Consider the following 23207-nt stretch of genomic DNA (forward strand, 5'->3'; position numbering starts at 1 on the left):
TACCATTCTGGATACGTAATTATTTATTTTCTCCTATCTTCCCCAATCACCAATCACCTTGAATAGTAAAAGCTGCCCAATAATCAGGTTTAGAAAACCGCTTATCATTTAACATTTCAATCTGTGCTTCTCGTAAGGCCGTAGCTGGTTTTAAACCTCCTTGTAGCATCTTTTGATAAAATTTTCCCATCAGTACCGATGTCCCCTGATCAGAGACATTCCATAAACTCATAACCACACGAGAACTACCTGCATACATAAATCCTCTTGTCAATCCTATTAATCCTTCTCCTGCGATTTCTTTACCTAAACCTGTTTGACAAGCACTTAAAACCACCAAATCTGCGGATAGTTTGAGATTAAAAATATCATGCAGACGTAAAAAGCCATTTTCTGGCTTACCTTGTTGATCAAAAAGTGAAAGAACCAACCCTGATAACTCTGGTTGTTTACTGTTAACAATACCGTGAGTAGCAAAATGTATGATTCGATATTGACTTAGTTGAGAACTTGTAGCAAATTGGCGATTAGCCGCAAAATCATACGCTTGTAAACTTTGATATTTTGGTATTAAGTTTAAAATTTTTTCTGCTTCTTTGCGCGTAAAACGTAATCGAGCAAATCTGATATCTGTATCACTAACGGCTCTTTTTAAAGCCAGATATTCTAAATTATCTGTATTTCGTTTGATTGGCGTTTTTTGACTAATAAAACGTTCATCATCAATGTCAAATACCGGGTCTGCTAACAAGGCTAAACCCTTAGATGGAGTTTTGCGCCCTTTTTGTTCAGTGCGGAGAATTGCCACTGTAGAAGCTGATGGTAGAGTAATAATTTCGTGATTAACTATTAAGAATTTATATTGTTCAGGATCAGAATTAGGAGATATTAAAGCTGCAAATGGTAAATATTGTAAAGCACCATCACCAACAATAACTAATCTTTTATTTGCTAACTTTTCTGCAACTGGATTAAGTAATATTTGCGTTAAAGGGACTGCGGCTCTAGCTACTATTTTTCTTCCAGATTGAGGTTTAATAATTTCATTACGGAATTTTTTAACTAAGGAGACTATATCCGCATTTTTAGGAAGTTCATAACTTGTTATTTCTGTTTTTGAAACTGCCCAAAGATAACTCTTTTCTTCACCAAGGGAATATTCTAAAAGTAGGGTATTTTCACCTAATACCTGTTGTTGAATTTGTGGTAATGTCAACGGTTGGGGTTGAGTTAAAGCAGCATAACGCGGACTCTTAATACGAATTTGTGTTTTAATATCCTGAGATTGTTTTAAAAGTGTAGCAGTTTCTGTTTCTAAAGCTTGTATTTGTTCGGGTGTAGATTTGCTATTAAGTAATTGAATACGGAGTTTTTCATTATTATCAAGTTGTTTTTGTATATTCCGTTCTGCTTGTAGCAACGTAGAATCTACACCTTGACGAATATCTGCATTAGCTTCTGTAATTAATTCTAACAAACTACGAGCGCGGGCGCTTTCATTAGCGTGCAGTGCGAGGGCATCATAACCTTTTGATGGTTGTTGTTTGTGCAATTGCATTAATAGGTCAATATATAATTTATAATAACTTTGAACACTGGAAAAATAGGAAGTGCGTAGAGTTTCACTAGTAATTTTAGTCCGTAAATTTTCAATTATCTTGATAGCTGACTGGATTTGAATCAATGCTTCATTGAGATTACCTTGGTTTCGTTGCAGGTAAGCAAGATTACGAAGAGTATTAGCTTCTCCACCTCTATCCCCCACGTCTTGATATAAAGTCAAAGCTTGGTTGTATAATGTCAATGCTTTCTGCTTTTCTTTCAGGGAATCGTACACAGAAGCAATATTGTTGAGGATATTAGCCTCCCCGCTTCTATCACCCACTAATTTTTTTAGAGGCAAAGCTTGGTTATAAAATGTCAATGCTTTCTGATTTTCTTTCAGAAAATTGTAGACACTGCCAATATTATTAAGAGTAGTGGCTTCTCGATCTTTATCTCCTAACAATCGACATATAGGTAAAGCTTGATTGTAGAAATCTAATGCCTTTTGCTTTTCTCCCAATTCATCATAAACACTGCCAATATTGTTAAGAGTAATCGCTTCTCCACGTTTATCTCTCTCTGCTCTTCTTAGGGGTAAAACTTGGTTGTATAACAAAACTGCTTGCTGTTTTTCTCCCAAAGAGTCGTAGAGTAAAGCAATGTTATTAAGAGTAGTGGCTTCCCCACGTTTATCTCCTATTTGCCTTCTCAAAGGTAAAGCTTGGTTATAGAATTCTAATGCCTTCTGTTTTTCTCCCAAATCATCGTAAATACTACCGATGTGGTTAAGTGTAATAGCTTCCCCTCTTTTATCTCCCACTTTTTTTCTAAGGAGCAAAGCTTGGTGATGAAACTCAAGTGCTTTCGGCTTTTCTCCTAACAATGAATAGATATAGCCAATGTAACCAATAGCAGCAGATTCTGAACGAGTTTCACGCATTTGGTGATACAGTTTAGCTGCCTCTTCAAATTTAGTAATTGCCTCCTTTAGAGATGCCGATGTACCTTGTTGAAATAGTTTTTCAGCCTCTGCATAAGCTGTTTCAGCCGCCTCAGATGTTGCAGGTTGTTGGGCTACAGTTGTCATTCTGCCAGGTATGGCAGCTACAGGCTCAGAGAGTAATAATATACTGATAATTCCTGGTAGTGATATCAAGTTGAGAAACATCAATAGTATTTTTTTCTGCCTGTTTGCCATAACTGCACCTGTAATTAGCAATACCTTGTCTAAATATAAGCGATTGTCGTTGAAGAGAGTAGGATGGTTATCAATGCTGCTTGGTTAACATGGGATAGAGGAAAAACAAAAAGCTGAACGTTTAGCAGCCAAACTGCGAGAATTGAATATTAACCCAGACAGTTTATCAAATCTCCAAATTATGGCTGAACTACCCAAAACCCTAGAAGATGCGATCGCTCAATCCCGTGAAGCGGTAAAATCGGCTTTAGCTGATGGTGTGACTCGTATTCAAGTGGAGTTACTGTTCCCAGAACTCAAATTTATGCCCGTAGCAGAACAATTTCTCCCCTTGTTTGCTGAATATGAATCTCGTCTCAAAGTCTTCTTTGCTGATGCTGGTGCAGCCGCTTTAGCCCGTCGAGATTGGGCAGATTCACCATTTAAAATTTTAGATATCGGCACAGGAAGGACAGCTTCTCTAGAAGCAAAAATTCAACCAGAGGATGAAATTTTCCTGTTTATCGCCCCTACTTCCGTAGAAGTACCGCAATTAGAAAAACTCTGTGAAATTATCGGCACACGCCCCTTTGTGATGTTAAACCCCCGTTTAGAAGATTCTGGTACAGTGGGTATTGGTTACGCAGCGAGAGAAACCCGCAGACGTTTCATTAGTACCATTGAATCTTGCTATTATCTGCGTCCAGTCGATGAAGAAAGCGCCCTCATGCGCTGCTATCCTGGAGATTGGGAAGTGTGGTTAGAAACCGAAGGCGAATATCAAAAAGTAGCCGAATTACCTAAAAAACCTTCCGGTGATGAAATAGACATGATCCTCATGAAAGGACAACCGCAAACCAGCGACGGAACACCCGCCAAAAAACCCAGTGTATTTAAGAGTTTGCAGCGGTTTATCAAGGCATTGAGTAGTTAAAAACCTTCATCATCATAATATCTTGTGGGGTGGGCATCTGCCTACCCTTAATTTTGAGAACGCGCAAGTAACAGAGAAATGAACCACGAAGACACGTTCACCGAAGGTGTTCCCGAAGGGTAGGACACGAAGCGGCTTCCCAAAGGGTAGGACACGAAGGAAGAAGAGAAGAAGATAGGTCATCTTACATCAGGGAGGGAGTATGCTATTTAAGACAAAAATTAAAAACTAAAAATCCACTGCATGGACAAAACATCAATTACTCTTTATAGACGATGACGGTTTAGGAAAAAGATCCCCGACTTCTTAACAAAATTTCTATTCAGAATCTATAGTTGACAACAGAAGTCGGGGATCTAAATTGTTTCACATCACAATAATACCCACCCCAAAAACGCCAGAACCAACAACAAAGGCATCAACCAATCACCCCAACGCACATATAAAGTCTGCGTTTGACGAGGATAAATAATTTCAGCGTGGGTTTCATAGGAATTATATCCTGATTTCCATAAAGTTCTCCCATGCGGATCAACAAAAGCCGAATAACCGGTATTTGTTGCCCTCACAGCCCATCTATCAGTTTCAATTGCTCTCATGATATCCTGGGCATGATGTTGATCTGCCATAGCAGCAGTATAATGGGCATCGTTAGAAGAACTCAAAATAAATTGCCCACCATTAAAAGCTTGATATCTGAATATTTCTGAAAAAGCAGACTCATAACAAATACCAACAATAGCCCGCCCCAAGGGAGTATCAAAAACTTGATTTTTTGCCCCATGTACTTGATGTTCATCTAAAGGAGATAACCGTTGAACTAACGCCCCAACAATTTCTTCAAAAGGAACAAATTCCCCCAAAGGAACAAGTTTTGATTTGTCATATCTGCTGGTAACTTCCCCTTTACTATTCACACCAAATAAACTATTAGTATAGCTTTTCCCCCTTTCACCAAAACCACCAATCCAAGCAATTACACCTTTATCTTTCACAGCATCCAATAAAGGAGTATTTTTAAAATTGCGTTCATATAAAGGTAAAGCACCTTCAGGAGTCAGAACACCATCAACACCTTGACTTGCCAACTGTAAATATCCATTAGTGTAACCTGTAATTGCTTTGCGATATCCTTGAGGAAGCAACTTAATTTCATTAGGAATATTACCTTGAATAACACCTATTTTCAAATCTGAATTTTCATTATTATTCAAAGGTTGAGAATAAAGAATAAACCCTAAAATATGGGAAGTAATTAACAGTATTGTAGCTGAAATTAAGTATTTATTAAAGAACCGCAGAGACGCAGAAGTTTTCCTTTCCTCCTCTGCGCCTCTGCGTCTCTGCGTGCAAAAATAAATCCAAGACTCCGCAACCAACCCATTAACTGCCACAATAACCGCAGTTACAGTATTAGGACCGGAAAGTTGCCCCAAATGTAAAATTACCAAATTATGCGGTGATTGAGTGTAAGCAAGAGAACTCCACCATAAAGAACCAGAACTCCACAAACTTTCTAACCCACACCATAAAGCTGTACCAATTAAAATCCGTAACCACGGTTTTTGCTTGTCTAACCGCACCATTAAAAATGCCCAAAGGGAGACTAATAGACCTCCCCAGAGGCTAATAAATGACCAACAGAAGATGGTAATAAATAAACTTGGCCACCAGGGAACACCTAACCAGTTCATGGGATGAATACCGGTGAGCCAAGAAAGGGCAATTCCATGATAGGCGATCGCCCATAAAAAAGCATGGAGGATAGTTTTTTTGGTTGTATTTTTAACAACCAAGACCCAGAGAGGGGCAAGGGTGAACCAGGCTAAGAACCAAGCGCCAAAGGGGGCGACGGTTACACCCATGAGAATGCCACTGATAAAGGATAAGGTGTAAAGATGAAAGGATGAAAACAGCTTTTTTCCCAAATACTTCATACTTTATCCTTCATCCTTTATTCTGCCTCTTCTAACTCGCCAGTATCACCAGTATCGGGGGGAACGATCGCTACTCCGGTAATGGCATCATCTTCGTCTAAACGCTGGACTCTGACTCCGGTTGCCGTCCGTGATTGTACGGAAATAGCATTCACAGCTTGACGAATGATAATACCGCGATTTGTCGCCATCATAATTTCTTCGTCGCTGTTGACAATCCGCAGGGTTGCTAGTTTGTCTTTGGTTTTGCGGTTTTTGAATTTGGTGGCGGTTAAACCTTGTCCGGCACGGTTTTGGAGGCGGAATTGTCCCACTGGTACGCGCTTTCCATATCCTCCCATTGTAATTACCAACACCCAAGGACCAGTGCTGTTGCTGTTTGGTGCTTCTGTGGTTTCTATGGTTTCTTCGGTGGCTTCGCTGGCTTCGATGGTTTCTTCAATTTCGATGATTTCTTCTTCGATGTCCGCTTCTGTCTCTGTATTTAAAGTATCAAGAATTGCGGCAGGAAGAATATCCATTCCCACTAATTCATCACCGGCTTTGAGTTTCATGGATTTTACCCCACGAGTTGCCCTACCCAGGGGACGCAGTTGATCATGGGTACAACGGAAGTGAATGGCCATGCCATGACGTGAACCAATAATGATGCTATCTTCTACTTTGGCACGTCTGACCCAACGCAGTTGATCGCCTTCTTCTAAGGATATGGCAATTAATCCGTTAGCGCGAATGTTGCTAAATGCTGCCAGTGCGGTTTTTTTGATGTTACCGCCTTTGGTGAGCATGACCAAATATTCATCTTCCCTAAATTCGTCTACGGGGACGATGGAGGTGATTTTTTCTTCTTTGGGTATGGGCAACATCTGGACTATGGGTGTACCCCGACTGGTGCGGGAACCCAAGGGTATTTGATAGGTTCTTAGGCTATAGACGACTCCGCGATCGCTAAAGAACAATACGCTATCATGGTCACAGCAGGTTAAGAAATGTTCAATGGTATCATCATCTTTGACCTTAGCCCCGGCTTTACCTCTGGTGGCACGGCTTTGGGCTTCAAAGGTGCTGACGGGCATCCGTTTGATGTAACCTTGTTTTGTTAGCAGAATTAGGACTTTTTCATTAGCAATCAAGTCAATATCATCTATTTCCCCTTCTGCGTGGGTAATAGCTGTGCGTCGGGGTGTGGCAAATTGGGTTTTGATTTGGGCAACTTCGGTTTCTATGATTTCCAGCACCCTTTCCCGTCTGTCCAAAATATCCCGTAAGTCGGCTATTTGGATTTGTAATTCTTCGTGTTCCAGGCGAATTTTATCTGCTTCTAGGGCTGTTAAGCGTCGCAGTTGCATTTGTAAGATTGCATCTGCTTGAACTTCGGAAAGTCCATAATTCGTGATTAACTCACCTTTGGCTGAGGGTGCGTCTGGGGCGCTACGAATGAGGTTGATAATTGCGTCTAAATGTGATAAGGCAATTAATAAACCCTGTAACAGATGATCTCTTTCCTCTGCTTTTCGCAGTTGGTAACGGGTACGTCTGTTAATGGTTTCGATGCGGAAATCCAGGAAGACTCTTAAGAAGTCTTTGAGGGTGAGTACATGGGGTTCCCCGTTGACCAAGGCCAACATATTCGCGCCAAAGTTGGACTGGAGTGGAGTCTGTTTATAAAGGTTATTTAAAACTACACGGGGATAGGCATCACGTTTTAATTCTATGACGATTCGCATTCCGTCGCGATCGCTTTCATCCCGAATATCTGCAATTCCCTCAATTTTCTTATCATTCACCAACTCCGCAATTTTTTCAATTAATGCGGCTTTGTTGGTTTGGTAGGGCAATTCTGTGATAATAATTGCGTCCCGTTCTGGTCTATTGCGTTGTTCAATAGTTTCAATACTGGCCACACCGCGCATGGTAATAGAACCGCGCCCTGTGGTGTAAGCTTCTTTAATTGCCCCTGTACCTAAAACCAGCGCCCCGGTGGGGAAGTCTGGTCCATGAATGTACTGCATTAACTGAAGATCAGTAATTTCTGGGTTGTGAATTAATGCCACTAACCCATCAATCAATTCTCCTAAGTTGTGAGGAGGAATATTTGTAGCCATCCCCACCGCAATTCCAGAGGAACCATTGAGCAGTAGTTGGGGGATACGTGATGGTAAAACTGTCGGTTCTTGTTGGGAACCGTCGAAGTTATCGATAAAGTCTACCGTTTCGGCTTCGATGTCTTGCAGTAGGGAGGCGCTGGTTAGAGCTTGCAAACGACATTCTGTGTACCGCATTGCCGCCGGCGGATCGTTGTCTACAGAACCGAAGTTACCGTGACCGTTAATTAAGGGCGATCGCATGGAAAAATCCTGCGCCATCCTTACTAAAGCATCATATACCGCCGTGTCACCGTGAGGGTGATATTTACCCAACACTTCCCCGACTACACGGGCGCTTTTCCGAAAAGGGCGATCTGGCAGCAAACCCAACTCGTGCATGGCATAGAGGATGCGACGATGCACAGGTTTAAGACCATCCCTGGCATCTGGCAGCGCCCGACCTACAATTACGCTCATGGCGTATTCCAGATAAGATTGCGACATCTCTTGTCGTAAATCCGTCGGGATAATCCTCTCCTGTGAGGTTGTCATAACCTGCAAAACTCCAAAAATCGTAGATTTTAGCCTTTGTACTTGACAAAATACAAAATTATGTCAAATTAATCTTGAAAAATTGTCATATTTTGCTATAATTCTAACATATATTAACCTAGTTTGTGGCAAGAGTAGCTAAACAAAAAGATAATCCCAGAGAAACTTAAAATCAAAATACTATATCAGATGATAAACGAATCCTGATTGATCTATCCTGGAAACCAATATTGTTAGCTATTGTTAGTTAAAAAATCACCGCAAGTAATTAATAATATGTTGCCAGTCGTCTATGCTGATAAATTTCTAGAACACAATCCAGGAAACCGTCATCCAGAGAAACCCGAAAGATTGACAGCAATTGTTAAAGCTCTAAAAACAGCTAAATTTGCTGATAAAATTGCCTGGCGATGCCGAAGGCGAGCGAAGCTATCGCCTACTCCGGTAACATTAAGAAACTGGCAATTTTTATGAGAATCAGTCCACTCTCCAGAATACAGCAGGAATCAGGAGTAAAACTGGCTTTGTGTATAGGTTTCAATTTAGATTCTGTACCTCATGGATCTGCAATCTGCTGTATATCAAAGAAGTGCAAGAAATAGCCAAAACAGGAGGTGGCAATTTTTATGCAGACACAATTATTTCCCCAACCCTCAGATCCCCCCTAACCCTTGATCAGGGGGGAATTAAAGTTTAAAAATTCCCCTTTTTAAGGGGAATTTAGGGGGAGCGCGATCCAACATCCAACATGAGACTTGTGCATTCATCCTTTTAGCTTAATGATTACTAGAGTGGTTAGTTCACAGGTAGTAATAGCACTCTATCAAAAGTATGGGAATAGGATTCTCTACTTCTAGAAAGATGACATTTAATGACAGAAGTTTTAGCATAAATTGAAGTCAAATAATCGGAGTAAGTTTATGCCTTATAGTAAAATAGAAGAATTACCACAAGACATCAAAGACAGACTACCACAACACGCACAACAGATTTTTGTTGCTGCTTTCAATGCTGCTAAAAGTGATGGAATGATTGAAAATGATGCTTTAGAAGTAGCTTGGAATAGTGTTCACAATGAATTTGAACCAGACAGCGAAGGTAACTGGCATAGAAAACCAGAAGATCCTGCTATACATCATAAAGCTGTAATGTCTGGTGGTAATTAATTGTTTGACAAATAAATATTAAGTCATAGGCGGTTTATAATTTATCTAAACCGCTTTTTGCTGAGAATTCACTATGAACAATACCACAATCCTTTTTTGTCCAGTTGGTCAAACAGAACTTGATTTAATTGCTGCCAGTAATTATGCAGCCTTTCCGCCTCGACTTCCTTACCAACCAATTTTTTATCCTGTATTTAATGAAGACTATGCTGTGCAGATTGCCAGAGATTGGAACACCAAAGACAAAGCTTCTGGTTATGTTGGTTATGTAACTCGATTTCAAGTAAGAAGCAAATTTCTAGATAAATACACAGTGCAAACTGTCGGCAGTTCTCAACACCAAGAGTCTTGGATACCTGCTGAAGAATTAGATGAATTTAATGCTAACATTTTCCATAAAATTGAAGTTATTGCTGAATTTATAGGCAGAGCAAATAAATAAAATATTTTTTATAACACTAAGTATGCTAACTATCACAGACGAAATTAAAATTCGTCCTATGCAAGATCATAAACATGACTATCTGTTAATGGAAAAATGGCGCACAGATGAGAAAGTATTAAAATTTTATGGCGGCAGAGATTATCCTTATAACTTAGCAAAGGTAATAAAAACCTATAAACCAAGAATTTTAGGAAAAGAACCTCTCATTCCCTGCATCTTCTCTTATCAAAATATAGCTATTGGTTATTTACAGTATTATGAACTGAATAAATTACCCCAATATATCAGAGAAATGTATTCTTTAGAAGATACGAATCATGTCTATGGTATTGATTTATTTATAGGTGAGACTCAATACTGGAATCAAGGAATTGGTACAAAAGTGCTTTCTTCAGCTATAGACTATATATTTAGCCAACTGCCAGCTGTTAAAATCGTTATTGATCCCCATGTCAAAAATTTTCGCGCTATTCGCTGCTATGAAAAATGTGGATTTGTGAAAGTTAAGCTGTTACCCTGTCATGACCTACTCGAAGGTAAATATCAGGATTGCTGGCTAATGGAAAGAGAACGTAATAATTCATTACACTAAGAATAAATGAACCTGCTGGGATTTAGCCTCCGATAAAAACCATGACTCAAGCAACTACAAAAATTTGTATACTAGGTGGAGGCTTTGGTGGTCTCTACACCGCCTTGCGCTTAAGCCAGTTACCGTGGGAATCTACACCAAAACCTGAGATTATATTAGTCGATCAGAGCGATCGCTTTCTTTTCTCTCCCTTCCTTTACGAACTCCTCACCGGCGAACTACAAACCTGGGAAATAGCCCCACCATACCAAGAACTGCTACAAGGGACAGGAGTACGTTTTCATCAAGCCACCGTCTCAGAAATCGATACCGACAAGCAACAGGTACAATTGCAAGACGGCCAAAAAATTGTCTACGACCGATTAGTATTAGCATTAGGTGGGGAAACACCCCTAGATTTAGTTCCTGGTGCAGAAAATCATGCTTACCCCTTCCGTACCGTTACTGATGCTTATCAACTAGAAGAACGCCTGAGAGTTTTAGAAGAATTAAATCCTGAAAAAATTCGTGTTGCCATAGTTGGTGCTGGTTACAGTGGCGTAGAATTAGCCTGTAAACTCGCAGATAGAATTGGGGAAAAAGGCAGATTTCGGCTGATTGAAATTAGTGATCAAATTTTACGAACCTCCCCAGAATTTAACCGCGAAGCCGCCAAAAAAGCCTTAGATGCCAGAGGCGTGTTTATAGATTTAGAAACCAAAGTATTATCAATAGGAGAAGATACCATCTCTCTAGAGTATAGAAATCAAGTAGATGAAATTCCTGTAGATGTAGTAATTTGGACAGTTGGTACAAGAGTTTCTCCAGTGGTAAAAAATCTACCCCTCAAGCAAAACCAGCGCGGACAAATCACCACTACACCTACACTACAAGTCCTAGAACATTCCGAAATTTTCGCTTTAGGAGACCTAGCAGACTGTCTTGATGCCCAAGGAAAACAAGTACCCGCCACCGCCCAAGTAGCATTTCAACAAGCCGATTATACAGCATGGAACATCTGGGCATCTTTAACAAATCGTCCTTTACTTCCCTTCCGCTATCAACAGTTAGGGGAAATGATGGCCTTGGGAATAGATAACGCTACCCTCACAGGTTTAGGCATCAAGCTAGATGGTTCTTTAGCATACATCGCCCGTCGTTTAGCTTATTTGTATCGTTTACCAACTTTAGATCATCAGCTAAAAGTCGGTTTCAACTGGTTAGTGAGTCCTATTATTAAAACCCTTTCTCAGTAAAACAGGTGACAGGTGACAGAAAATGATTTTGTTATCTGTAGGACTTACGCACGTGTCACATCAAACATCTCTTCTAGGGTGCAGTCAGACTGCATAAATCCTGTCACTAAACAGATTTTTCACATTTGACGCACCCTATTAATATCCAGTTGCGTAAGTCCTGATCTGTTTCCTATCCCCTATCCCTCATGCAAAAAATCATCAAGATTCTGAAATCAAATCGTGTGACAATGGCAAACTAAATAGCAATAAATCTGTTTTGAACAGCAACGCTACCCAGATGAATGGGTAAAATTTTTATAAGAGAAATGCCGAAAACCCTTGAAGATGTGTTCGACTCAGGAGAACACATCTGGGCTATGGCTACGCCACGCAGGCTATCAGAATTACTTTCAGTTAAAACCGATGAAAAAACTGGGAGATTTTTAAAGAATGGACAATCTAGAAAAAAAGGATTAAACCGTTCTATTTCTGACGCAAGCTGGAGTGATTTGATCCTAAAAATCGAGTATCTCGCTGTGAAGCAAGGAAAGGTTGTAATTAAAATTAATCCTAAATACTCCAGCCAAGAATGCAGGAATTGTGGGCATACTGATGAGTCAAACCGTGATGGTGAAAAATTCATTTGTACTGAATGTGGGTATCACGAACACGCCGATATTGGTGCTGCAAAGACTATCAGAGATAGAGGTTTGGAAATAGTACGCGGGGACTCTGCGAAACTTGCTGTTTAACAGCTAAACGCCCAAAAGATGAGCCAGTGCGGTCTTGGGGTCTCCCCAAGTAGAGCAACTGGCGGTATCAGCACGCACTTTTGTGCAAACGTACTGAGTTTGGGAACCTGTGCAAACAGGATATTAGGATTGTAAAATCTTAAGAATCCCCGTCCATTTATGGCGGGAAGTGTCAAATCACTCTGGTTGATGGGTAAATGGTAGTGGGGATTATGGAAAAACCAAAAGTTATTTTTTTAGATGCTGTAGGTACACTATTTGGTGTTAAAGGCAGTGTAGGGGCGATTTACAGTCAGATAGCCCAGGATTTTGGAGTTTCGGTTTCCCCCGAAATTTTGAATAAAGAATTTTTCAAAAGCTTCAAAGCTGCACCACCACCGATATTTCTTGATCCAGATATTAAAGATATCCCTCAACGAGAATTTGATTGGTGGCGGATCATAGCCCTCAACACCTTTGAAAGTGCAGGGGTACTCAGGGAATTTTCCGATTTTTCAGCTTTTTTTAGCGAACTCTATATTCACTTTGGTACGGCTGAACCTTGGTTTGTTTATCCAGATGTTCCTCTAGCTTTGGTAAACTGGCGACGATTGGGAGTTGAATTGGGTGTATTATCTAATTTTGACTCTCGTTTATACTCAGTATTGCAAAGTTTAGGACTCAGAGAGTATTTTAAATCCATTACCATTTCTACCCAAGTACGTACCGCTAAACCAGATCCGGAAATTTTTAACATTGCTTTGCAAAGTCATAACTGTTCACCAGAGGAAGCATGGCATATTGGCGATAGCATCACAGATGACTATAATGGTTCTAGAAAGGCTGGTTTGAGGGGTATTTGGATTAACCGTCAGCAAAATTATTAACTTATCATCTACTGGTATAAAACTCAAACTTCATCTCCTTGCCTTCTCCATATTAGAGAGGGTGAGGGGTAGGTTAGTTTGTCATGTATACAACTGCAAACCTATGTAAAAATGTTGTTAATTTTTTTTACAATTATCTATATCACAACAATTCTAAGTTAGAAATGCTACAGTATACTGCATAAAATTCAGTAATTTAATCTGTTTAAACTAATGACAAAAACATTATCACAAATTTGGCAGCAGTTCCGGCAATCTTTTTCAGTAGAAGCTACTCTGAATACAACAACAGATACAGGTAAAGCAGTTTTAGCAGCGACACCAACTATTCACGAACAGAATATCAGTTTAGAAGTCTTAAAACCTGTTTTACAAGATTCATCTTCATTATTAGATTTGCTATGTTTACCATTAGCGCAAATTGTAGGTAAGGAATTATCATTTGTATCTCTTGGGGTTAATTTGCTCAACTTGTATGCTGAGATAAATCAAGAATGTCCTACTTTAGAAGACTGCGTATTTATAGTTAGTCAAGCTGCTTATTTACAAAGCACCAGAGAAATTTTGTCTTTATACCCAGCTATAAATTGGGATACTAACCTAGATAATCTTGAAGAATTTACAACAAATCTCCAAAATATTCAATACATTCAATTAGATGATCAAACTGCTCAAAATACAATTTCCTGTTTTCAGAACTCAGAGTTAGCATCTGCATTTAATCAAATATTATTATCCCGATTAATAGCCCCAAATGTCACAAAGTTTTTAGCTAATCTTTTAACTAAAAGAATTGCTGCCACTACTCACCGCTACATTATTAATGCTTGGATAGATGCAGGTAAGAACATCCAAGATTTAATTGCAGATTCTTGTGGAGAATGGGAGCAACAGCAGCAAGTAATTCAAAATATTGATGAATACTTGGAAAAATATATTGCAACTCAACCATTAGAAAAAGTCTTCAATCAAAACTACTCTTGGAAAGATATATATATTCCTCTCAAAGCCAAAACGGTAGATCAAAATGCCAATCCCTTGGATTTAGAAACATGGGTAAAAGGAGTTTTACTCAATCAGCAGAAATTAGAACAAGTTATATTTATCCAAGGTGAACCAGGAAGGGGTAAAAGTGTCTTTTGTCGAATGTTTGCTGATTGGGTGCGGCAACATTTACATCCTCTGTGGACACCAATTTTAATTCGTTTAAAAGATATTAACTCTTTTTCCTCTTCTTTAGAGGAGACTTTACAAGCAGAATTGAAAGTTAGGTTTATTGAAAATAATCATGATTGTCTGACTAATAAAAATACGCGATTTCTCTTTATTTTGGATGGTTTTGATGATTTGAATATTCATTCCAAGGTATTTATTCAACAAGTTGCTGCATTTCAGCAGAAATGTAAAAATCAAGCAGAAATGGGACATCGTGTTTTAATAACTGGCAGAACAAACGCTTTACAATATCTCCAAAAATTACCCCATAATTTAGAGCGAGTCGAAATCCTAGAAATGGATAGACAACTTCAGCAACAATGGTTAAAAAAATGGAATTTATTTCCAGGTCATGAAGGTAAGAAAACAGATCTAGATCAATTTTTAGGGAATAAGAAATGTCCATCAGCAATCAATAAATTGTCTTTTGAACCGCTGTATCTGCATTTATTAGCAGTAATGTATCGAGATGAAACTTTAGCATTTGAGCAGTTAGAACAGGCTAGTAAAAAAACTGCTAAGATTGTTATTTTTAAAGAATTTGTCAATTGGTTAATTGCCAAGCAGCAACCAACTTCAGATGATGGTGATGTAACTAATCAAGAAAATCAAAATTACCAATCAGATTTAAAACATATTTTTACAGAAATTGCTGTTGCTATTGTCCAGTCTGGGGGAGTATTTGGATCTATATCAATGATCATATCGCGGTTACAAGAGAAACAAATCGAACTTCAATCAATTTTAAGCAATTTTTACTTCCCTCCTTCTAAAAAACAAGAAGACCAAATTGAATGTTTTCATAAGACATTTAGTGAATTTCTGTTTGCTGAAAAATTAACAAAATATCTACAAGATTGGTCAAGATTTAATACTGATGACAAAATTCAAGAAATGAATTGGCAAATTTATGATTTGCTAGGATTTGGTAAAATTACCCCGGAAATGGTTGAATATGTAATCGGCTTACTCACACAGATTCCTGATTTATATTGGATCAATTTATTTAAAGTTTTGGATAATTTTTACACTAACTGGTGTCAAGGTAAATTTATTGATTCACCAGAACAAACATTAGCACAAACAAAGCTGCGACAATTACAACATTACAGCCAAAATTACAGCATTGAAAATTTAGGTCAGCGCCAAGTAGATATTTATGCAGGCTTGAATGTGATGATTTTGCTGTTGGAATTACAGCGATATGCTCAAGAACATGATGTGTTGAAAGAATACATAATTTTTTATCCATCTGGTCAAACCGAAGAAGATAATTTGAGATCAGACTTTCTGCGGATTATTAACTACTGTAATTGCTTGCAGGAAGAAAGTTTCAAAAGTATTGTTGGGCAATTCCTCAGTGCTACTCACCTTAGAGGTACTTACCTCTTCCAAGCAGACCTGAGTGGCACAGATTTGAGCCAAGCAGACCTCAGCCGTGCAGAACTTAGCCGTACTTATTTATCGCAAACAAACCTCAGCAATGCGTACTTGATAGCAGCTAAACTGATCCAATCAGACCTGCGTGGAGCTAACCTCAGCGGTGCTAACCTAATTCGTACAGACCTCAGAGGTGCAGACCTGAGTAATGCTAACCTCCAAGATGCAGACCTAAGTCAAGTAGACCTCAGTGGTGCTAATTTGAAAGGTGCTAACCTCAGCGGTGCATACCTGATTGGTGCTAACTTCGGTGATGAATTGTTTGGTTATATCCGCTGGGATAAGAATACTAACTGGCAAGATGTGGAAGGATTAGATGCTGCCAAGAATCTGCCAGCAGCTTTAAAGCAGCAGTTGAAAATCAGTTAAACCTGAAAATAGCTGTAAATTGTTTCCTATAATCAACAGGAATATTAAGTTGACACTCTCCGCGCTAAAGCCACGGAGATTCTTGGTTCAGCGAGTCCACAAAACTTTTTGGGTTTTGAGGTTTTGATTTTGGAGTTTTCAGCCTATTCTTTTATAAGACACTAGGGATAGCTTAGTAAGTATTTTCCAGAAAAGCGTAAATTACGCAATTCTGACTAGCCTCCACCAGTCTGGAAGTAACGATATATTTGAGAATCTATCCCGTATTCACTGTTTGTTGTTGAATCTATGAAGTCTTATTTAGCCGCCGCTATTCAAATGACCAGTGTGCCTGAACTACAGAAAAATTTGGCACAGGCAGAAGAATTTATTGATCTGGCTGTGCGTCAGGGTGCAGAGTTAGTGGGTTTGCCAGAAAATTTCTCCTTTATGGGAGAGGAAAAAGATAAACTCGCCCAAGCGGATGCCATCGCTCAGGAAACAGAAACATTTCTGATCAAAATGGCGCAACGCTACCAAATTACTATCCTTGGCGGCGGCTTTCCTGTCCCTGTAGATGGTACAGGCAAAGTCTATAATACTGCTTTATTAATAGACTTTAACGGTCAAGAACTCGCTCGCTACCATAAAGTACATCTATTTGATGTCAATGTCCCTGATGGTAACACCTATCAAGAATCTAGCACCGTCATGGCTGGTAAACTTTTACCCCCAGTCCATTTCTCGGAAAAATTAGGTAATGTCGGACTTTCTATTTGTTATGATGTCCGCTTTCCAGAACTGTATCGCCATCTAGCAGACAAGGGAGCCGATGTTGTTTTTGTTCCTGCGGCTTTCACTGCTTTTACAGGTAAAGACCACTGGCAAGTATTACTACAAGCTAGGGCAATAGAAAATACTTATTACGTGATTGCACCAGCCCAAACTGGTACTAACTATGCCCGTCGTCAAACCCACGGACACGCTATGATTATTGATCCTTGGGGAGCAATTTTAGCCGATGCGGGGGATAAACCAGGAGTGGCGATCGCAGAAATTAAACCCACTAGATTAGAACAAGTACGCCGGCAAATGCCATCTCTGCAACATCGAGTTTTTTAGGAACTCAGATCCCTGACTTCTTTAAGAAGTCAGGGATCTATCTCCTATTACAATCAATTTAATAACTAGGGTTTGCTGAAAAAGTTATCTGTGAGGATAGGGAACAGGGAACAGGGAACAGGGAACAGTTTCAAGTGTCTAGTAGAGATAAATTTTCCTCTCCGTCAGATAAAAATGTACAGTTTTGAAGTTCTTTCCCCAAAAAACTTTGCACTTTTAAAAAATCAAAAAAGCTAAAACTTTTTCCCTGTCATGTTTTGAGATTAATTCAGCAAGCCCTAACTAAACTTGGGTTTAGCTGATGACAATTTCACTAATTGAACGAGAAACCGAACCCATTTTAATTCAGACCCAGAACAAAAATTACCTTAACTTTGGCTTAAAATTGCTTCCGAGTAAATACTATCTATTAACTCACTCACTCGTTTAGAATCGTGAATTTTCCCTTGAGCTAAAGCCCCATAACTAAGCTGCTCATAATGTTCTTTTCGATCCCTGCGCTCGATAAATTCTCCCAATCTAGTAATGATTTGTTCCGCTAGATTTTCATAGGTTTTGTCGAGAATTTCCCAATGTTCATCCACACTAACACTGTAACTACAAAGAGCTTGTCTCCATTTCCATTCTCCTGTATTATCTAACTCCAATTTCAGTAAATATCCATTATCTCCATCTCTAATCCATTCAGGGATAGCAAAAATTGGCGTTGCTATGGCTGGAGTGGCGACAGAGCATCCTTCAATAATACTAAAAGCATAGGCATCTTGTAAAGTTGCTAATATTTGAAAATCACTTTGTGCTAACAGGTTGATTACCTCTTGATTTGGTAGCTGATTATAAAACCGGACATTATCTAACTCCAACAATTTTAAGTCGTTGTCATAGTGAGAAATATCTGGACAGTCAGTAGGTATCCCCCTACCAATACTCAGACTAGATGCAATATGAATAATTACAGGTAGTCCTAATAATTTAGCTTTTTTAGCAACTCTTAAAGCTACAATTCCTCCTTTACGAGCGATATGATTTCCTACAAACATTAAGTTTAAAGTTCCTGTATCCGTATAAGTTTTTGGTTGGGAAACCTTTAATATTGTATTAGGTGGAATTACTTCGGTTTTTTGCAGAACTTGATCTAATTTTTCCCAACCTGCATTTTTGAGAATAAATTTTTTTCTAGCGAAATTAGATGATGCTAATAAGCGAATACAATTATCTAAAACTAGTCTGTCTCTCAAAAATTTTCTTAATTTCTCCACAGAATAACCAGCATCAGAGGACATAATATGAGGGAGAAATATTTCATAGGAAACTATAAAAGGTTTTGTGGTGTAGGGAATAGCATTAAATGAGTGAATAATTTTAGACTTGTTCACAGGTTGCCATGCTGCTAAACTGGAGAGGGGATACCAAAATTTTTTTAAGGGAAATCTGCCAAAAGGGAATTCTTTGGGACGAATTAATTCATATTTTGAAAATTTAGGAGCATTGTGATTAATTATATGAGAAAACCCTGTAAGTATAACTTTAGTCATGGCTAACTCTTCTCTCACTTATATATTATCAAAAATATAGCAGGGAACAGGGAACAGGCAAAAACTATGATAGTCTTTAAACTCATGGACACGCTGTGATAATTTATTGTGGTATATAATGTGTCTTTAAAATTACTCATTACGTAAAATTTATCAAATTTTTACATCTGATTGCCATAAACACCACCGATTTATGCTGAGTATAACCGATTTTGTCAGTATATTTAAATAGATGAGAGAGCGTTAAGTATAAATTTTTAATTGAGAATTTTTATTAAGCATCAAGTATCAAAGCGTGGTTGCGTGGTATTTGATATCAGCTTTCCATCCTGTCATATCATGTCCGGGTAATTAGTTACGATATAAAATTTGTAGCGTCGTCACTTTTATGGTCACTGTTCAGGCGCACATGATATCACCTGTCACCTGCTATATTTCTATCAAAACAAAAACCGGGAAACTTTAACGCCACCCGGTTTATTTATGTAGAGGTATAGCATTGCTATACCCTATTTATTGCTGACAAAGATTAAACTTTAGCAGCTGCTCTCATTACCAATTCACCCTTAGCATACTTAGCAGCAAAATCTTCTAAAGAAACTTGCTTAATTTTGCTTGCATTACCAGCAGTGCCAAACTGCTCATAACGGTCAGCACAAACTTTTTGCATATACTTAATAGAAGGCTTGAGGAAGTGACGAGGATCGAATTCCTTGGGATTAGCTGCCAAAGCTTCACGAACAGCCGCAGTAATAGCCAAACGGTTGTCAGTGTCGATATTTACCTTACGCACACCACTCTTGATGCCTTTTTGAATTTCTTCTACAGGTACACCGTAGGTTTCAGGAATAGCACCACCAAATTGGTTAATCAGTGCAATCAAATCTTCGGGTACAGAAGAAGAACCGTGCATTACCAAGTGGGTGTTAGGTAGACGGCGGTGAATTTCTTCAATGCGGCTGATAGCCAAAATTTCACCAGTAGGCTTACGGGTAAACTTGTAAGCACCGTGGCTAGTACCGATAGCAACAGCCAAAGCGTCTACTTGAGTTGCTTCTACGAAGTTAACAGCTTCATCGGGGTCAGTTAACAGTTGAGAATGGTCTAGTGTACCTTCAAAACCGTGACCATCTTCAGCTTCACCAGCACCTGTTTCTAAAGAACCCAAGCAACCCAGTTCACCTTCAACGCTGACACCCAAAGAATGAGCTACGTTCACGACTTCGCTGGTAACTTTAACGTTATACTCAAAGCTTGCTGGGGTTTTAGCGTCAGCTTCCAAAGAACCATCCATCATCACGCTGGTGAAGTTGTTCTTAATAGCTGAATAGCAGGTAGAAGGAGCATTACCATGATCTTGGTGCATGACAATGGGAATCTGAGGATAGGTTTCTACCGCTGCCAAAATCAGGTGGCGCAAGAAGTTTTCCCCTGCATAATTACGAGCGCCGCGAGAAGCTTGTAAAATTACGGGGCTATCTGTGTCAGCCGCCGCTTTCATGATTGCTTGAATCTGCTCTAAGTTGTTAACGTTAAAAGCTGGGATGCCGTAACCGTTTTCAGCAGCGTGATCCAAAAGCAACCGCATTGGTACAAGCGCCATATATAATCCTCCTAATTTGGGTATCAGCTAGTCAGTTTCAGACAGGCGTAAGATTTACGCTAATCTTAAGAGTTTTTTCAACTTATAGGAAATTATATCTAGTATGGGGTGTTTATGTTTAAAAACTTTGCGGTCTTACTCTATCAAGGTAATCTATAGTTTTCATGTACTGTTGTCATGCTGGCTACTGTCAACGGTGTTGGTTTGGTATCCGGGGATGCAAGAAGCATTGGGCATTGGTTTATTAATCTTCCTCTACCTCCCCTACTTCCTGCCTCCTAACTCCTGACTCCTAACTTCTGAGTCACTAATGCCAAAATAGCGATCGCATAAGGTAGCATTAACAAAAATTGATAAGGAATATTTGCACCCAAGGCTTGTATTCTTAGTTGCAAAGCTTCTGTTGCACCAAATAACAGGCAGGCTAAGGCCGTACCTTGGGGATGCCATCTACCAAATATTAAAGCTGCAATGGCAATAAATCCTTTACCAGCACTCATCCCTTCCGCAAAAAATCTTACTTGTACTAAGCTGAGATACGCTCCCCCTAAACCAGCAAGACAGCCACTAATAATGACAGCAAAGTAACGCACCCCTTCTACTGATATTCCGGCTGTATCCGCTGCTTGGGGATATTCTCCCACAGCCCGCAAGGTTAGACCAAAGCTGGTGTTGAACAATATATATGTAGTTAATAAAAACACTAAAAATAGTAGATAAAATAAAATATCTTGCTGAAATAAAAGATTTCCAATCAGAGGAATATTAGCCAAACCGGGAATAATGATCGGTTTAATTTCTGGTAATCTTTGTGTACTGTTACTTGAAAATACTAACCGCGCCAAAAATGATGTCATTCCCGATGCGACAAGATTAATAGCTAAACCAGAGACTAACTGATTAACACACAAAGTCAGACACAAAAAAGCGTGCAGTAGTCCCACCATCCCCCCAACAATTAAGGTGGCTAATATACCCAACCAAGGATTACCAGAGTAAAAGCTGATTACAGCACTGGTTAAAGCACCTGTGATCAACATTCCTTCTAAAGCAATATTTAGCACTCCTGACCGTTCAGAATATAATCCTCCCAAAGCAGCATAAGCTAGGGGTACAGCTAGATGGAAACTGGCAACGAGATAATCAGAGAAGAAGTTCAGATTATTCATAAACTCTAGGTAATGGGTAGGCCAGACAGCCTGCAATACCTGAGTGTTTAAACTGCCACTTCCTGAGCCTTAGCTAGTATATTACCAGAAATATGATTTTTTAGTCGTAGTAGATATAGGAATCCGGTTTGATTCCTGAATTTACTCGTAGAGGTAGGGAACAGGGAACTCTTAACAGGGAACAGAAAAGAAGGAATATAAGGTGTACTGAGTTTGTATGGCTACGCCACGCAAGCTATCAAAAATCAAATAGGAGTCCCATAGATGAATTTACCATCATGTGCAAATTTGATTTCCAGAGTAGTATAAATTATCTTTAATATTAAGTCTAACTAATTAGCTATGATAAGTTTTCTTTTGTTGCTAATGGCTTTTTCCCTATTACCAAACAGTGATTACCACTCCTAACAGATATGATAAGTCTATCTTTCTGTAGACATAGACGCGCACAATCAGACATGATATAACTATTTGATTTCTAAACTGACTTGTGGAAGTAAGGAACATTAAGAAGATTTGTTTATAAATGATTTAGGATAGCTATATGACACTATTTCGACCTGAAGATTGCTTAATTTTAGTCGTAGATGATGTTAAATTAAATCTCCAAGTGATTGCCAACATTTTAGATAAAGTCGGCTATGAAATCACTTTAGTTTCTAATGGATATCAAGCTTTAGAACGTGTCCAATCTGCTCGTCCAGACTTAATTTTATTGGATTTGATGATGCCAGAAATAAATGGCTTAGAGGTATGTGAAAAAATCCAATCTAATCCAGAATTAGCAGATATTCCCATTATTTTTCTTTCTGCTAGTCAAGAGCAAGAGCATTTACTTCAAGCCTTTGAAAAAGGAGCAGTTGATTACGTCACAAAACCGTTTCATACTGCGGAACTTCTTGCTCGTGTAAGAATGCATTTAGAGTTGAAATATTCGCGGCAGAAATTGAAAAAATTGTTGGAAGAACAAAAGGAATTAGTCGAACAATTAGAAAAATTAGCTAACACTGATCCATTAACTGGAGTTTGGAACCGTCGTTATCTTTTAATGATAGCCGAACAAGAAATCAAGCGTAGTCAGCGATATAATTTTTCCTTTGCTGTACTCTTAATGGATATTGACCATTTTAAAAAAATCAATGATACTTATGGACATAATATAGGAGATGAAGTAATTATATTCATGACAAAAACAGTCCTCAATCATTTACGTCAACCAGATTGTTTTGGTAGATTTGGAGGTGAAGAATTTGTTGTATTACTACCAGAAACAGATATCGATGAAGGTGTAATAGTAGCTGAACGCATTCGAGAAAATATTAATAATGAATCCATTGCTGTTGAAGGTCAACAAGTCTCAATTACGGTCAGTATAGGTGTAGCAAGTTATAGTTTGGGAGATAAGACTATTGATGCTATCATTCAACGAGCCGATCAGGCACTTTATCAAGCGAAAAACCAAGGACGCAACCGGGTAATTGCTAATAATAATTATTAAATTATAA

Annotated in this window: 17 protein-coding genes; 11 read left to right on the forward strand and 6 right to left on the reverse strand. The window is 38.9% G+C overall.

Annotated elements, in window-relative coordinates:
- Positions 1-46: 46 nt before the first annotated feature.
- Positions 47-2743: a CHAT domain-containing protein gene (locus H6G06_RS25505; RefSeq protein WP_190564863.1), complete on the reverse strand. Its 2697-nt coding sequence runs from the start codon at positions 2741-2743 to the stop codon at positions 47-49.
- 181 nt (positions 2744-2924) lie between these two features.
- On the opposite strand from H6G06_RS25505, the gene H6G06_RS25510 reads away from it, so the two are divergent.
- Positions 2925-3656 (forward strand): DUF1995 family protein, encoded by a 732-nt coding sequence (locus tag H6G06_RS25510; protein ID WP_190564864.1) that lies wholly within the window; start codon positions 2925-2927, stop codon positions 3654-3656.
- 371 nt (positions 3657-4027) lie between these two features.
- On the opposite strand, the gene lnt is transcribed toward H6G06_RS25510, so the two are convergent.
- Positions 4028-5593 (reverse strand): apolipoprotein N-acyltransferase, encoded by a 1566-nt coding sequence (gene lnt, locus H6G06_RS25515; RefSeq protein ID WP_190564865.1) that lies wholly within the window; start codon positions 5591-5593, stop codon positions 4028-4030.
- Positions 5594-5610: 17 nt separating this feature from the next.
- Positions 5611-8232 carry a DNA gyrase subunit A gene (gene gyrA, locus H6G06_RS25520; RefSeq protein WP_190564866.1) on the reverse strand — a complete coding sequence of 874 codons (2622 nt, stop codon included), beginning with the start codon at positions 8230-8232 and terminating at the stop codon, positions 5611-5613.
- Positions 8233-8508: 276 nt separating this feature from the next.
- On the opposite strand from gyrA, the gene H6G06_RS25525 reads away from it, so the two are divergent.
- The 9 genes from H6G06_RS25525 (at position 8509) to H6G06_RS25565 (ending at position 17395) form a co-directional block, all read left to right on the forward strand.
- Positions 8509-8706: a hypothetical protein gene (locus H6G06_RS25525; protein WP_242039855.1), complete on the forward strand. Its 198-nt coding sequence runs from the start codon at positions 8509-8511 to the stop codon at positions 8704-8706.
- A gap of 446 nt (positions 8707-9152) precedes the next feature.
- The gene (locus tag H6G06_RS25530; protein ID WP_190564867.1) at positions 9153-9398 is read left to right on the forward strand and encodes a ChaB family protein; all 246 of its coding nucleotides are present in this window, start codon (positions 9153-9155) and stop codon (positions 9396-9398) included.
- Between the two features lie 73 nt (positions 9399-9471).
- Positions 9472-9840 (forward strand): hypothetical protein, encoded by a 369-nt coding sequence (locus H6G06_RS25535; RefSeq protein ID WP_190564868.1) that lies wholly within the window; start codon positions 9472-9474, stop codon positions 9838-9840.
- Positions 9841-9862: 22 nt separating this feature from the next.
- On the forward strand, positions 9863-10435 hold the full coding sequence (locus H6G06_RS25540) for a GNAT family N-acetyltransferase (protein ID WP_190564869.1): 573 nt from the start codon (positions 9863-9865) through the stop codon (positions 10433-10435).
- A gap of 41 nt (positions 10436-10476) precedes the next feature.
- The gene (locus H6G06_RS25545) at positions 10477-11670 is read left to right on the forward strand and encodes an NAD(P)/FAD-dependent oxidoreductase (protein ID WP_190564870.1); all 1194 of its coding nucleotides are present in this window, start codon (positions 10477-10479) and stop codon (positions 11668-11670) included.
- A gap of 284 nt (positions 11671-11954) precedes the next feature.
- Positions 11955-12404, forward strand: coding sequence for a zinc ribbon domain-containing protein (locus H6G06_RS25550; RefSeq protein ID WP_199306887.1), 450 nt, complete (start codon positions 11955-11957; stop codon positions 12402-12404).
- Positions 12405-12616: 212 nt separating this feature from the next.
- Entirely contained in the window at positions 12617-13270 is a 654-nt protein-coding gene (locus H6G06_RS25555) for an HAD-IA family hydrolase (RefSeq protein WP_190564871.1), read from the forward strand.
- Between the two features lie 213 nt (positions 13271-13483).
- Positions 13484-16294 carry an NACHT domain-containing protein gene (locus H6G06_RS25560; protein ID WP_190564872.1) on the forward strand — a complete coding sequence of 937 codons (2811 nt, stop codon included), beginning with the start codon at positions 13484-13486 and terminating at the stop codon, positions 16292-16294.
- Between the two features lie 288 nt (positions 16295-16582).
- Positions 16583-17395 (forward strand): carbon-nitrogen hydrolase family protein, encoded by an 813-nt coding sequence (locus H6G06_RS25565; RefSeq protein WP_190564873.1) that lies wholly within the window; start codon positions 16583-16585, stop codon positions 17393-17395.
- A gap of 368 nt (positions 17396-17763) precedes the next feature.
- Here H6G06_RS25565 and H6G06_RS25570 read toward each other — a convergent pair whose 3' ends face one another.
- From H6G06_RS25570 to H6G06_RS25580, 3 genes are all read right to left on the reverse strand, one after another.
- Positions 17764-18930: a glycosyltransferase family 4 protein gene (locus H6G06_RS25570; RefSeq protein ID WP_190564874.1), complete on the reverse strand. Its 1167-nt coding sequence runs from the start codon at positions 18928-18930 to the stop codon at positions 17764-17766.
- 529 nt (positions 18931-19459) lie between these two features.
- The gene (gene fba, locus H6G06_RS25575; protein ID WP_190564875.1) at positions 19460-20533 is read right to left on the reverse strand and encodes a class II fructose-bisphosphate aldolase; all 1074 of its coding nucleotides are present in this window, start codon (positions 20531-20533) and stop codon (positions 19460-19462) included.
- A gap of 278 nt (positions 20534-20811) precedes the next feature.
- A complete protein-coding gene (locus H6G06_RS25580) occupies positions 20812-21702 on the reverse strand; it encodes an ABC transporter permease (protein ID WP_190564876.1) in 891 nt (296 codons plus the stop codon).
- A gap of 544 nt (positions 21703-22246) precedes the next feature.
- Between H6G06_RS25580 and H6G06_RS25585 the strand changes: the two genes are divergently transcribed.
- A complete protein-coding gene (locus H6G06_RS25585; protein WP_190564877.1) occupies positions 22247-23200 on the forward strand; it encodes a diguanylate cyclase in 954 nt (317 codons plus the stop codon).
- The last annotated feature ends 7 nt before the right edge of the window (positions 23201-23207 follow it).

The sequence above is a fragment of the Anabaena sphaerica FACHB-251 genome (genome assembly GCF_014696825.1).
In the GTDB taxonomy this organism is placed as follows: Bacteria; Cyanobacteriota; Cyanobacteriia; order Cyanobacteriales; family Nostocaceae; genus RDYJ01.